Origin of the sequence: Virgibacillus dakarensis, assembly GCF_900155625.1 — a bacterium.
GTDB lineage: Bacteria > Bacillota > Bacilli > Bacillales > Amphibacillaceae > Lentibacillus_C > Lentibacillus_C populi.
This window is the reverse complement of record NZ_LT732554.1, coordinates 2,081,913-2,095,807: the sequence shown is the minus strand read 5'-3', so window position 1 is coordinate 2,095,807 and position 13,895 is coordinate 2,081,913. Positions and strand designations below refer to the sequence as shown.

Below are 13,895 nucleotides of genomic sequence, written 5' to 3'. Positions count from 1 at the left end.
AAAACCATCCTTTTGTTTGCGAATATTACAGGGAAGTCAGTAACAATCTGAATAGAAGATATCAGCCAGTTAGCCGACTTGTATTCTCTATTAAAGCGTAGTTACAAGTCTCTATGTAATACCTTTTGTCCAGCTCGATTAAATTCTCCATGAAAAGACCTCCCGACATTACATTTAAAAAACAAAAACCAGTCATACAAGCAACACAAAATAAACATGTTCCTACCTGTATAACTGGTTATAACCTAAGGATGTGCCCTGCTTCAGCAGCAGAGTCAATTAGATTTAGCAGTTGGTTACTATCTTATTATTATCAATCTAGCAAAAAATCAGTTTAAAGTCAATTGGTTTCTGAAATTTTTCTATTTTGCAGCGACTAATTCACTTGTTGCATGGCTGGCTGACTTTCTGCATACCCTCACCAGTAAATATGCAAGCGGTGTGTCAACCAGTGCAATGCAGAATTTAAATACATACTGTGTTATAATCATCCCTAACAGAACACTTCCGGGAACCGTTCCCCAAAAGGCAATGGTAATGAAAATTATAGTATCGATTAACTGGCTTGTCATTGTTGATACATTATTCCGCAGCCAAAGTTTTTTCTCGCCATGCTTTGCCTTTAAACGATGGAAAATCGTTACATCGAGATTTTGACTGGCGATGTAAGAAAGCAAGCTTGCCAGTATGACACGGAAACTCCCGCCTAAGATTTGCTCGAATTCAGTTTGTGCTCCAAACACCGGTGCTGCCGGTAACTGGATAGCAATAAAAATAAAGATCAATGCGATAACCTGTGTTACAAAACCTGCCTGTACAGTTCTTCTTGCAGCTGCTTTCCCGTAGACTTCACCGATCACATCAGTAATCAGATAAGTTACCACATAAACAATAACGGCAGCCGGCAAAATAAATCCCCCAACACTAAATAGTTTTACGCCTAGAATATTTGATATTAGTAAAAGTCCCACAAATAATGCATTTAAATAGACAAACATATAACCCAAAACCCTTTCTTTTATTAAGAAAAGGACTTAGCTACCCTCATTTACTTAGCGGTTATCTATTTTTTCGGGGTATAGATCATGATTCATTATCCGATGGTCGGCCATTTGCAGAAATTTAGTTCCAGGCTTTCCGTAATTACAATATGGATCAATTGATATTCCGCCGCGTGGAGTGAATTTCCCCCACACTTCAATATACCGCGGATCCATTAGTTCAATCAGGTCGTTCATAATAATATTCATGCTGTCTTCATGAAAATCCCCATGATTACGAAAGCTAAAAAGATATAGTTTCAACGATTTGCTTTCAACCATTTTTTCATCGGGGATATAACTAATGTACACGGTTCCGAAGTCAGGCTGCCCTGTTTTCGGGCAAAGTGTCGTGAATTCCGGACAATTGAATTTGACAAAATAGTCCCGGTTAGGATGTTTGTTATCAAATGTTTCCAAAACCTCTGGTGTGTAATCAAATGCATAAGTTGTTCCTTGGCTACCTAAAAGGGTGATATCCTTCAATTCATCATCGCGTCTCCCTGCCATTTTAAAACCTCCTTTTCGTTTATAAGCAATAAGAAAAGCGGAAGCGCCCGTTTAGCAACGTACAAACTGGAGCACTCCGCAATGAGATAAAGGAAACACGGTGAGCTGGAAGCGAACCGATGTTGACTTATCGTAGTGAAGGAGTGTGAAGTTTGCTAGTTGCTGGGCGCTGGAGCTGGACATGGCTCTTCTCGATCATGAATTAATATCGCTAAAAACTATATACTTTCTTTACTTTCAAAAAAACCACGGCCCAAGGAGGCACATGGCTTCATAATCGTGTCATCTGTCCTTAGTTTTTTATAGAGGGTTTAAGCTAAGAACCTCTCCCGGTATTTGAATGAATATGCAGTATTCATATTCTTAGAATAGTATATAGTGACGGGGATGGGTTGTCAATCCGATAGATGGGCTCCCAGCTAGGAAAACCGATATGAAACTGGATATGCGAAAATATTTACAAATAAGCGATTATTGATACATACTAAGATGAACACCCAGTTCTGAACATCTAGATAAACAAAGCAAAAACTAAAATAATCTGTCAAAAAACTATTAATAGGAGGCAATACTAATGAATCTAGGTTTACAAGGAAAATCCGTCGTCGTAATGGCCTCAAGCAAAGGATTAGGCAAAGCAACTGCACAATTGTTTGCGTCTGAAGGTGCACATGTTTTTATTTCAAGCCGGAACGAAGATGAACTGAAGAAGGCAAAAAATGAGATACGGAAAGAAACTGGTAATGAAAATGTCGACTATATGGTCTGTGACATTACGAAACCAGATGAGCTTAAACTATTAATCACTTCAGCGGCTGAGAAAAATGGGACCATTGATGTTCTGGTGAACAACGCTGGTGGGCCACCTGCCGGGATGTTTCAGGATTTTGATGATGAAGCATGGCAACATGCATTTGAACTGAACCTGTTAAGCTTTGTCCGGGCGATTCGGGAAGTACTGCCATACATGCAGGAGCAAAAGCGTGGACACATCGTTAACATTGCTTCTTCATCGATAAAGCAAACATTGGATAATCTGATTTTGTCAAACACGTTTCGGGCAGGAATTGTTGGCCTGGCGAAGGGGCTATCACAGGAGCTTGCGGAACATAATATTTTAATTAATACCGTCGGACCTGGCAGAATCGCGACTGATCGTGTTGCCAGCCTGGATAAATTAACAGCAGAAAAATTAAACATGAATGTGGATGACTTAAAGCAAAGGACGGAGCAAGGGATACCGATGAAGCGGTACGGAGAGCCTGAAGAATTTGCGAATATGGTCGTCTATTTATGCTCACAAGCCAACACCTATGTTACCGGACAGACACTTGTCGTTGATGGTGGATTGGTGAAAGCATTGTAAACTTAAAAAGGGAATGTGATGACACCGGAAATGGACAAACGGTGTATAGAACTTGGTGCATTCTCAAGCGTTGTCGGCGGTGCCATTACACGGCCACGGGATATTACCAAACGATTTGTAGCGGAAATGGAATAGAAAAACTGAAGGCAAGCCTGTTTTAAAGGCTGGCCTTTTTGGATTGACCTTCGTTTCACTATTTATCCATACGAGTACTGTACTTTTCAATAATCCTCACTAACTCATCGAATGTATATTTTTTATTAACAACATCTACGGTAAAATCAGCCTGTTCCTTTTGGCTATCCATTTGAAAATCGTACCCATTATAGGATAAAAACTGTGTTAATGACAGAAATGCTGTCCGTTTATTCGCATTATGAAACGCATGATTTTGTGCAACGGATTCAAACAGTGCTCCGGCTTTTTCAAATACTGTTGCATATGCATCAGTACCAAATGCTGATTGCTGTGGGCGATGTACTGCCGAATCCAGTAACTCAACTGATTTAATACCAATTTGTTCACCGGGACTAAATCGTTCAATTATATACTGGCTAATGGCTGCAATTTCCTTAAACGTCAGATACCGCATTTATCGATCCACCAATTCCCGAATTGTTTCATCATGTTTTTTTGTATTTCGTTCCAAGACCTCAAAAAAGTCAGGACTAATTCCTTCTGGCAGTTTGAATTCTTCTTTTTTACGCATGGTAATCTCACCATTCTTTTGTTCGATCTCAACACTATCACCGTAAGAAATTCCAGCTTCTTTCAAGAATTCTTTCGGTATTGTTATACCATAGCTATTTCCAACCTTTGTTATCTTTCTTTCCGACTTATCCAGTTCATACACCTCATTTTGTTATAATGTTATAATTATTATAACATTACTCCGGCTATTTTAATACACTATTTGTGAATGACCCCACCTTATCATCATTTCGGAATGCTTGAAGGTAGGGCTTCCTGTTTCACAGACCATTGCATCTTAGGGGATTCCTAAGACGTCTTACATTGTCTCCACAGGCTTTGTTTAGACTGTTCGGACACAACCTTGCTCTACAGTTTTTCGTGTTCTCATTTAGTCGAAGGCCACCATCTGATCCAGCTGTTCCATTCCTTTACGCAATATATTAAGACTTGCATTGTGGTCACGATCCAGGATTGTTCCACATCCTTTACAAATATGCGTACGAATAGAAAGAGATTTCTTTACTCGTGTTCCGCATGTAGAACAATCCTGTGACGTGAATGCTGGATCGACTTTTAGCAAGATGCCTCCATTTCGTTCACATTTATAGGAGACAAACGTTTATTTTTTACCATATGACGGATTTCGAGATCCTCTACGGCAATGATCGAATAGTCTTTCGCCAAATGGTAGCTTAATTTATGTAAAAAATCTCTTCGCTGATTCGCTACCTTTTCATAAAACAAATGGACTTTGCTCACTTGTTTCGCATAATTTGCCGATCCGCGTTTCATTTTAGAAAGTTTTGCTTGCGCTCTTTTAAGTTTCTTTTCTGTTTTATGAATAAATGTAGGGTTTTCAAAGCTTTTTCCATCGGACAGAACTGCGTATTTATTTATCCCTACATCAATGCCAACTGCAAGATCACGATTGATTGGTGCTGGGTATGCTTGTCCTTCGACACTGAAAATAGCATACCAGCGACTGCCTTGTCGCTTGATGAGGAGTTGTTTGATTGTGCCTTCCATTGGTCGATGTAAGTGAATAGGAATTTGCCCGAGCTTGGATAGTTGTAACTTGCCGTTTTCTGTAAAAGATGCTGCATAGCGATGATGTGTGTTCGGTTTGAAGCCAAATTGTGGGAAGGTCATGCTGTTGTAATCCTTGTATTTTTTGAGTTTAGGGTAGTTCGCTTCTTTTCGAAAGAATTTGGTAAATGCATGGTCTAGGCGGCGGAACACTTCTTGTAAGGCTTGTGATGGTATTTCTTTTAGGAATTCCCATTCTTGCTTGTCTTGTTTCAATTGCTTTTGCATGTCAAAACGACTATACGATTCCTTCGATTGTCTGTATTTACGTTGTTTGTCGAGAAGTGCAGAGTTGTATGTTAGCCGACAATAGGAAAGCCAGGTCTCCAGTATTTCTATTTGTTCAGATGAAGGGAAAATTTCATATTTTTGATTCAGTAACATGAATGCACCTCCTAACCCTATTATGGATCATGCGTTTGGGGTTTACAAGCATTTTACGAAAGCAAACCGAAATTCATCTCCCCCTTAGCCTTTAGGGGTTGCCAGTAACAGGCTTGAAGAGGGAGACTTCTTTCGGAAGGCAGTTAAATAACGTTCCAATTTCACACCCATTCGCAGAAATAGGCAATAAAAAACATCTATTATCCAGCACGTACTGGATAATAGATGAAATAAATAACAGCCTACCCCTTAACCGATCCCGCCAACAATCCACGCACAAAATACTTTCCTAAAAAGATATAAACGAGTAACGTAGGCAAGGCTGCCAGCAATGCTCCGGCCATTTGCACATTCCATTGCACGATTTGACTGCCGGATAGATTTTGCAAAGCAACCATAATCGGTTGTTTGTCAGAAGTCGTAATCGTTACCGCAAATAGAAATTCATTCCAAATATTCGTAAACTGCCAAATTGCCACGACCACGAATCCCGTAATCGACAACGGAATCATGATATGCCTGAAAATCCCTAAAAAGCTCGCCCCGTCAATTTTGGCAGCTTCAATCATCGTGTCGGGAATACTGGCATAAAAATTGCGGAACATTAACGTTGTAATCGGCAACCCGTATACAACATGCACCAGGATCAATCCCGTAATCGTATTATACAAATCAATTGTTCGTAAAAATTGAATTAGAGGAATTAAAATACTTTGATACGGGATAAACATACCAAACAAAATAATCGTAAAGATCGTATTTGCGCCTTTAAACCGCCACTTTGATAACACATAGCCATTCATCGCACCAAGCAATGCAGACAATAATGTTGCCGGCACAACGAGGTAGATACTATTCATAAAATTAGGTGCCAGGTTGGAAAATGCCGCTGCATAAGAACTAAAATCAATCGAAGTTGGCAATGCCCACATCTGTTCCAATGATACTTCATCCAGCGGTTTCAAGCTTGTTACAATAATGACATAAACAGGCATTAGAAACAGGATAGCAAGTAAAATCAAAATTGCATACTTAAAGAATTTCCATACATTTGCAGCTGCCATTACTGATCCCCCTTTCTGCTATTCCATAGGTAAGGAACAATAAATATCGCAACTAACAGTAACATGATGATGGCGATAGCAGCACCATTTGCATAATAATTTCCTCTGAAGGTTGTCTCGAACATGTAAACACCAGGCACGTCGGTAACAAAATTTGCTCCTGATCCCGTCATCGCATAAATTAAATCAAATATTTTCAACGATATGTGGGCCATGATAATTATGACGCTTACAGTAATCGGCAAAAGCATCGGCAAAACTACTTTTCGATAAACCTGAAACTCACTTGCTCCATCCATCCTGGCCGCTTCCCGCAATTCTTCGGGGATACCGCGTAATCCAGCCAGATACATCGCCAGCGAGAATCCGGTCATTTGCCAGACAGCCGCAATGACTACCGCAATAATCGCAACAGGCAAACCAAACTCAATATTTCCCCACTCAAACCCCGCCAGTACATTTGTATCGGTATACCATTTTGGCTCAATTCCGACCTTGCTCAAAAAATGATTAAATCCAGTAGACGGATTCAACAGCCATTGCCAAACGACACCGGTAACAATAAACGATAACGCCATTGGGAACAAAAAGATATTGCGGAAAATGGATTCCCCTTTTAATTTCTGGTCGATTAAGATGGCAATCCCCATTCCAAGGATGATGACCAGACCGATAAAGAGGACAGTGAAAAATAACGTATTTCTCAGGTCAGCCTGAAACCGGAAATCATGAAATAAAAAGATATAATTTTTCAGCCCGGCAAACGAAAAGTCCGGTACCAATGTATTCCAATTGCTTAGTGAAACATACCCTGTCCAGCCGATAAATCCATAAACAAAAACCAGAATTAAGAGAAAAGACGGAATTAAGAAAGCGATTGCTGTCCATTGGTCTTTTGTTAATCTTCTCTTGCGTTTTATTTGTATTTCTTTCTCCACATGAAAAGCCTCCTAACGAGAGAGGTTGTAAATTGTATACCATTAAAAATTTCAAGGCTGCCTTAACATGAGGCAGCCTCATTTCTTTTTATTTTTACAACTCTGATGCTGCGTTTTGTAATGCTTGAGTAAAGTTATCTGCATCACGTTGCGTTACAAAAATATTTACTGCTTGATTCACCTTTGTTAAAAACCCTTCTGATGCTGCTGACCCATGGGCAAGACTTGGAACCAGACGTGAATTATTAAAGTCTTCCATTGCGTCTTTGCCGTATTCGTCATATTTGGATTTGTCCGCATCCACCCGTGCTGGAATCGATCCTTTCAATGGGTTAAACGCATCCTGTCCCTCTACAGATCCAAGAACCTTTAAGAATTCTTTTACATCGTCCGGATTTTCCACACCCTTTGGCAAACCAAATGTATCCGTTATAACCATGAAATCACCGTCTGTTTCCGGAAAGGCAAAATAGCCAAAGTCTTTATTTGTTTCCAAATCCAAATCATTGTTAAAGTATCCCTTTGCCCAGTCACCCATGTTGATCATTGCAGCTTCGCCATTTGCAACTAGCTGCGCCGAATCCTGCCAATTGCGCGAGGCGTGATCTTCATTGGCGTAATCCAGTATTTTATCAAATTTATCTACAGCTTCTTTAACCCGTTTATCATCAAAGCCAATTTCACCGGCAAAAAGCTTTTTGTAATCATCTGGTCCCAATACACCTAACAATATATTTTCAAACACCTGTGTAGCCGGCCAGCCCTCTTTATCACCTAAGGCAAGCGGCGTTATACCCGCTGCCTGCAATTTATCGGCAGCTGCAAGGAACTCATCAAAGGTTGTTGGTACCTCAATTCCATTTTCTTCAAACACCTTCATATTGTAGAACAAGACATTCCCACGATGAATATTAACCGGAACCGAATAAATCTTTCCATCTTTACTCACTAAATCAATCAATTCTTCCGGAAACTTATCCATTAGCTCATTCTCTTCATAAAAATCATCCAGTGGCTCCATCTTACCAGCAGCAACCCAGCCTTCGTTCAATTCAGCGCCACCATGAACCTGGAATGTTGATGGCGGATCATCCCCTTGCATTCTGGTCGCAAGTACTGCTTTCGCATTTGTTCCTGCCCCACCGGCAACAGCAGCATTTTCAATTTCGATGTCCGGATGTTTTTCTTTAAATAAATCAATTAGAGCAAGCAATCCATCTTCTTCACCGGCACCAGTCCACCAGCTAAAAATTTCCACTTTGCCACCAGCACTATCACTGTCGCCACTTTTGCTTTCCGAATCCCCATCAGATTTCCCCGATGAATCCGAACTGCATGCAGCGAGGACAAGCGCCAATGCCAGGAATAGGATAAATCCATACGCTTTCTTCACTAATAATTCCCCCTTATTTGTTAACGCTTACAACCAGTATAAAAAAGATCTGTGTGAAACGGCGAAAAATTTCCTGCACATTTTTACTATTCTCTTCATTTTTTTAAGATCGTTTGCCGAAAATGCTTCGGTGACTCGGAAAAATGCTTTTTAAACACCCTGCTGAAATAATTCGGGTCATTATATCCAACCATTGAACTAATTTCTTTCAGCGAAAACCTGTTTTCCTCCAGCAATTCCTTTGCCCTCTGCAGACGAATTTTGGTCAAATAGTCGATAAACGTTGTCCCAAATTCCTGTTTAAACAAGTTGGAAAAATAATTGGGGCTCAAACCGACATGAAGCGCTGTCTCCTCCAACGTAAGCGAACGTTGGAAATGCTGCTGCATGAACGTCTTTGCTTTTTCGATATATTGTTTTGATTGATAGTAGTCTTGCATGCGCAAACAGCATGCCGTGATAAACTTTTCCCAATCCTTTTCAGTTGTCAATTCTGAAAGACTTCGTTCCGGGACTGCTAATCCCCGTTCCATCATCATATCTTTTATTCGCAAGTATAGTTCGTCTACATCACGTGTCCCGAAATATCGGAGATCCTCTTTATACAAATGCACTGCATCCTGATCATTTCCCCGTTCAATTATTTCTATTAATCTGGACATTGATTTGTCACGATGGATAGAATTCTCCTTCTTGTTAAGAAACCCATAATGTCTTGATCCTTCCTTTTCCAGCTCATAACATGCCGTGAATGCCTCCTGATAAGATTTGGGTAAATCATCAATTGTGGCAGAAGGATTGCCCGCTCCGACAAAACTATCATTTCCAAGCTCGAGCTGTACTCCTCTTGCAGCATGCAGAATCTCTGCCTTATTCACTTTTCCTGGTGTAAATACGCAAATGGTATATTGATCGTCATGATGTTGCATGATAAATGGTGTTGTAAGATGCTTTTCCAGAATACTGTAAAAGTTCTCTAGAGGAATGTCTCTTTCCATTTGGACAACAAGAAAATAGCCATTTTTGCACACTGGAAAAAATTGTCGCTGAATGCTTTTCGCCCCTTCATCAACCGGATTTTTCATCAGTTTCGTCAACAAGTGTTCCTTGACCAGCTCGTTCGATTTCAATGTTTCTTCATCTTTCTTTTGTTTAAATAAAATTTCCTTTTGCACACGAAGGATAGCCCTCACGATTTCCTCTTTTTTTCCCGGTTTTAAAATATATTCCTTTATCCCAAACTGCATCGCTTGCTTCGCGTAAGCAAATGAATCGTATGCCGATACGAGAATAAATTTAACGGCGGAATTAACTTGACGGATTTTCTCAATTGCTTCCAGTCCATTTAAACCGGGCATTTTTATATCCATAAAAATGATATCGGGCTTTACTGTTTGTGCCAATTCAATGGCCCTTCTTCCGTTCGGTGCTTCCCCCACTACCTTCATATCATTAAAGTTGGCTTCAATAAACTTGATCATAGCTTTTCGTTCCAGCAGTTCATCCTCCGCAATCAGTATGCGCATCCGTTACCCCCCTGTTTTTTTGGAAGAAACAATGAAATGGTTGTCCCTTTATTGATTTCCGAATGAATCTCTACTACATGTGGCCGCCCATAAAATAACTGCAGACGGCGAATAACATTTGTCAAACCAATCCCGGTCGAATGCCCGACATGTGCATCCTGCTGTTTCGCCAGTGACATGACTTGAGCGATTTTATTTGCACTCATACCAACACCGTCGTCCTGGATCATTACGATTACATGATGGCTATTCTGAGAAATATTCAGTACGATAGTCCCCCCCTCTTCCTTTTCTTCAATTCCATGAATGAATGCATTCTCCACCAAAGGCTGCAAAGTTAACCGGGGTACTTGATTCGTTAAACAGCTCTCGTCAACATTCATTTCAAATTGAATCCGCTCCGAAAAACGGGTCTTTTGAATGTGAAAATAATCCTTCACTACCTTTACTTCATCTTTTAATGTTACATGACTGTCTATCTCTCCCAAATTGTGGCGGAGCAGAGTCGCAACGGAATCAATAAGTGAAGACGTTGATGTTGCGTCCTCCAAATAGGCCATTTTCGACAATGTATTCAACGTGTTAAATAAAAAGTGCGGGTTAATCTGGCTTTGCAGATGTTTTAACTCCATATCCTTCAGCAGCCTGTCCAATTCCGATTGATCCTTTATTTCCTGTACAAGTTCACGAATATTGGATCGCATACTATTAAATGTATCACCAAGCAATTTCAGCTCATCAATAGAGCGAATGATTACTGGGCTCCCTACTAAGTCTCCCTCCGAAACTTCCTTTGCCGCCCTTGATAATTTATTTATCGGCCTTGTGATGCCATTGGAAAACCATAAAGCAAAAAAGATGGCGAGCATGATCGTCGAAATAAACAAGAAAACAATAAAATAGAAAAAAGAATTGTTTCGCAATTGTAAATCCTGGTAAAATGATTGATATGCCGTCAGTTCGAGATCAATTAATTCCAATGTTGCCTCCTGAATGTATTCTGAAGCATTCCGGGTTTCTTCCAGATGATAGGTATATTGCTCAATATCATCCCTTAGGACAAATCCAACCGTTAACTCACTTTCATGAATAAACGACTCTAGCAAATTACGATAATTCTTCATTTCGATCGGGTCGATATCATAGAAGGAGGATGCTACCTTATCTTTCTCATTTTGCAAAGCACTTTTTGCCGTATAATAGTTTTTCACTTTAGCCGGATCTGCTTCCATAACGAATTTATGGGTTTCCGCATACAGTTCCTCAGAATTTTGGGAAATCGAATTTAATAATAGAAATCGCCGGAAGCTGTCATTATATATATTTGTCAGCTTATTGGAACTGACAAATATCGAAATGGCCGTGACCTGAAAAAGAATAACAAATACGAAAAAATAGACTAATAGTTTTCCCTTGATTGTTTTCATTTTGTATCACCAATTCGGTCCTGCAGTAAATCTTCCTTCTTAATAATGTTTGTTCCGGTATATTGCTCGGTTTCTAAAAGGTCGTTCCTTTGCAATTCAATCATAACATTTACCGATTGATAGCCCATTTCTTCCGGATACTGTGCTACGGTTGCATCTATTTTATTCTGTTTGATTAAATTCAATGTCTCAGGCAAGACATCAAAGGCTATAATATACATATCATTATTCGGCACAATCTCCTCAAGGCCATCAATGATGCCGATCCCATCAAGCGCACTCGTTCCGAATAATGCCGTAATCTTCGGATATTGTTTTAACATGGAATAAGTTGCCTGTGATGCACCAACCACTGTAATATTTGATTCTTTCATCTCGACAATATGGATCCGATCATTCCCCTGAACTGCTTGTTTAAACCCGGCAATCCGTTCCTGCTGATTAATTGCGTCAAACCTCCCTGTAACAATGCCGACATACTGTTCACCCTCCGTATTCTCCAGCAACGCCTTGCCAGCAAGCTGACCGGCGTAAAAATTATCTGTTCCTACATATGCCTTTCGCTCACTGCTCTGGACATCCGTATCAACTGTAATAATTGGGATTCCCCGTTCAATTCCTTTATGTACCAAATTAACAAACCGTTCACCCTCAACTCCCTGTGTGATTATCCCATCTACCTTAGCGGATATCATGCGATCCAGTAATTTCAGCATTTTTTCATTATCCGCTTTTGCCGGTGCGACATATTCAATATAAATATCATTTTCCTCTGCCGCCTCCATTGCGCCTTTCTCAATCAGCCGCCAATAATCATTATCGGATTCTTCGGCAATCAAGGCAAAGTGATATCCATAGTCTTCAGACGCCACATCATTCGTTTCGATATAAAACGTTTTGTACCCATAAATAAGCATACCAATAAAGCTAATCGTAAAAATTACGCCACTAAATGTATACAATAAAAGCTTTGAATCCGGTTTCATTTTTTCACCTGCTTTACTTTCCGATATGATCCGTAGACTTATTTTACCATGAAAATAAAGAACATGATTATCCGGCTCCCGTTCACGATCATTTATATCGATTAACCTGTTGGCTTGTTGGCTGCTTTCTGAAGCAAGAAGTATTATCAGCCATTCGCGTAAGTTTCCCATATTTATATTTAGATATGAATAATTAAATTGAAAAAGCAGTTCATTTATGTATGTTCCTGCTTCCTCCTGAATTTTGCTTTGCAGCTAGTTCGTCTCTTGTAACTAAACTATCATTTCTGAACGAAAATCGTGTTTCTGTTTAAACGAAAACCTGTACATCATAACAATGCACAGGTTTTCGATTTTGCTGAGGTAATAGTGAAATTTCATTCAGCGGGGTTTCAACCCACAGGACCACTAGTGCAGTTGAAGACATGCGGGCCTTCATCCCTTTGAACGAATTGGATCTCTACGGGCAAGGTGCGCCCCACCTATCCTTCTATATTCTTTTGCAGTCTTGATGTAAGTTTATTGCCCATTGCCGGATATCATCCCATGAACCTTGGAAATTTCCTCATCAGGGACAACCAAATAATATATGTCCTTACCATTCGTTTTAATATATGTCCCCGATCCTTTCATTTGGTAACTTACAATATTTTTTCTCGTATCTTTATAACCTCTCAGCAGTTTTTTCATATCGTCAAAATCAAGATTTGTTGCCATATTGTGACCGAGAATATCGATCACACCATTAATTTTACCAACGGATCCAACGCTCGCTCCTTTATTAACAATGCCTTCAATAACCTGACGCTGCCGTTTTGTCCGGCCAAAATCACCATTTGGATCCTGTTTGCGCATCCGCACAAAATGCATCGTTTTGTCACCGTCCATTTCAACTGGACCAGTGGTAAAATCGTACTTCCCATCATTCCAGGCAATTTCATTGTTCACGGAAATGGTGCCGAGCTGATCAACGAGCTCCTGAAGCCCTTCCATATTCATCCGTACATAATAATCGAGGTCGATATCAAGAAAGTTTTCCACCGTAGCGACAGACATATCTGATCCGCCATATGCATAGGCATGATTAATTTTATCAGCAAATCCTTTACCAATAATCGTCGTTCTTGTATCACGCGGAATACTGATCAGTTGCATTTTGTCGTTCGCCGGATCAAGCGACAATACGATTAAAGCATCCGAACGACCCTTATCATTGGAGCGCTGATCGATGCCAAGCAGTAATATATTTAATGGTTCAGTCGCTTTCACCTTTTTCTTCGTAACGTCGGGATCGATTGCATCTACCGGCTCATGCATTTTATTATTTACAGTCTCTTTTGCGTTATGATAGACCGAATATGCATACACCCCGACACCTAATACAAGTAACAGAATAATGACAAGCGGTATTTTCAGCCATAATTTTTTTGACTTGCTATTTTTCTTTGTTCTTTTCATATTAGACTCCTCGTATTTCTTGTT

The 13,895-nt window shown here is 40.0% G+C and carries 14 protein-coding genes, 1 pseudogene and 1 riboswitch; of the genes and pseudogenes, 2 read left to right on the top strand and 13 right to left on the bottom strand.

Annotated features, from left to right (window positions below):
• Positions 1-362 precede the first annotated feature (362 nt).
• Both CZ382_RS19530 and queF read right to left on the bottom strand, forming a co-directional pair.
• Entirely contained in the window at positions 363-998 is a 636-nt protein-coding gene (locus tag CZ382_RS19530) for a queuosine precursor transporter (protein ID WP_088052820.1), read from the bottom strand.
• A gap of 54 nt (positions 999-1,052) precedes the next feature.
• Positions 1,053-1,550: a preQ(1) synthase gene (gene queF / locus CZ382_RS19525; RefSeq protein ID WP_088052819.1), complete on the bottom strand. Its 498-nt coding sequence runs from the start codon at positions 1,548-1,550 to the stop codon at positions 1,053-1,055.
• A gap of 286 nt (positions 1,551-1,836) precedes the next feature.
• Positions 1,837-1,883: riboswitch (PreQ1 riboswitch) on the bottom strand.
• Positions 1,884-2,124: 241 nt separating this feature from the next.
• Here queF and CZ382_RS19520 point away from each other — a divergent pair.
• Both CZ382_RS19520 and CZ382_RS19515 read left to right on the top strand, forming a co-directional pair.
• Positions 2,125-2,916 (top strand): SDR family oxidoreductase, encoded by a 792-nt coding sequence (locus tag CZ382_RS19520; protein WP_088052818.1) that lies wholly within the window; start codon positions 2,125-2,127, stop codon positions 2,914-2,916.
• Between the two features lie 6 nt (positions 2,917-2,922).
• Positions 2,923-3,051, top strand: a pseudogene (locus tag CZ382_RS19515) (N-acetylmannosamine-6-phosphate 2-epimerase); the annotation flags it as partial.
• A 58-nt stretch (positions 3,052-3,109) separates the two neighbouring features.
• On the opposite strand, the gene CZ382_RS19510 reads toward CZ382_RS19515, so the two are convergent.
• The 11 genes from CZ382_RS19510 to CZ382_RS19465 form a co-directional block, all read right to left on the bottom strand.
• Positions 3,110-3,508 (bottom strand): type II toxin-antitoxin system death-on-curing family toxin, encoded by a 399-nt coding sequence (locus tag CZ382_RS19510; RefSeq protein WP_088052816.1) that lies wholly within the window; start codon positions 3,506-3,508, stop codon positions 3,110-3,112.
• A complete protein-coding gene (locus CZ382_RS19505) occupies positions 3,509-3,769 on the bottom strand; it encodes an AbrB/MazE/SpoVT family DNA-binding domain-containing protein (protein WP_088052815.1) in 261 nt (86 codons plus the stop codon).
• A gap of 228 nt (positions 3,770-3,997) precedes the next feature.
• Positions 3,998-4,189: a zinc ribbon domain-containing protein gene (locus CZ382_RS24925; protein ID WP_102414825.1), complete on the bottom strand. Its 192-nt coding sequence runs from the start codon at positions 4,187-4,189 to the stop codon at positions 3,998-4,000.
• A complete protein-coding gene (locus tag CZ382_RS24020) occupies positions 4,183-5,079 on the bottom strand; it encodes an RNA-guided endonuclease InsQ/TnpB family protein (RefSeq protein ID WP_407701311.1) in 897 nt (298 codons plus the stop codon). The genes CZ382_RS24925 and CZ382_RS24020 overlap by 7 nt, the downstream gene beginning before the upstream one ends.
• A gap of 242 nt (positions 5,080-5,321) precedes the next feature.
• Entirely contained in the window at positions 5,322-6,074 is a 753-nt protein-coding gene (locus CZ382_RS19495; protein ID WP_371871416.1) for a carbohydrate ABC transporter permease, read from the bottom strand.
• 68 nt (positions 6,075-6,142) lie between these two features.
• Positions 6,143-7,081, bottom strand: a complete 939-nt coding sequence (locus CZ382_RS19490; protein ID WP_088052813.1) for a carbohydrate ABC transporter permease — start codon at positions 7,079-7,081, stop codon at positions 6,143-6,145.
• 94 nt (positions 7,082-7,175) lie between these two features.
• Positions 7,176-8,474 (bottom strand): ABC transporter substrate-binding protein, encoded by a 1,299-nt coding sequence (locus tag CZ382_RS19485; RefSeq protein WP_188725858.1) that lies wholly within the window; start codon positions 8,472-8,474, stop codon positions 7,176-7,178.
• Positions 8,475-8,569: 95 nt separating this feature from the next.
• Positions 8,570-10,000, bottom strand: a complete 1,431-nt coding sequence (locus tag CZ382_RS19480) for a response regulator (protein WP_088052812.1) — start codon at positions 9,998-10,000, stop codon at positions 8,570-8,572.
• Positions 9,988-11,427 (bottom strand): sensor histidine kinase, encoded by a 1,440-nt coding sequence (locus CZ382_RS19475; protein ID WP_088052811.1) that lies wholly within the window; start codon positions 11,425-11,427, stop codon positions 9,988-9,990. The genes CZ382_RS19480 and CZ382_RS19475 overlap by 13 nt, the downstream gene beginning before the upstream one ends.
• Entirely contained in the window at positions 11,424-12,413 is a 990-nt protein-coding gene (locus CZ382_RS19470) for a sugar-binding protein (protein ID WP_088053553.1), read from the bottom strand. The genes CZ382_RS19475 and CZ382_RS19470 overlap by 4 nt, the downstream gene beginning before the upstream one ends.
• 519 nt (positions 12,414-12,932) lie before the next feature.
• Positions 12,933-13,871: an LCP family glycopolymer transferase gene (locus CZ382_RS19465; protein WP_088052810.1), complete on the bottom strand. Its 939-nt coding sequence runs from the start codon at positions 13,869-13,871 to the stop codon at positions 12,933-12,935.
• Positions 13,872-13,895 lie beyond the last annotated feature (24 nt).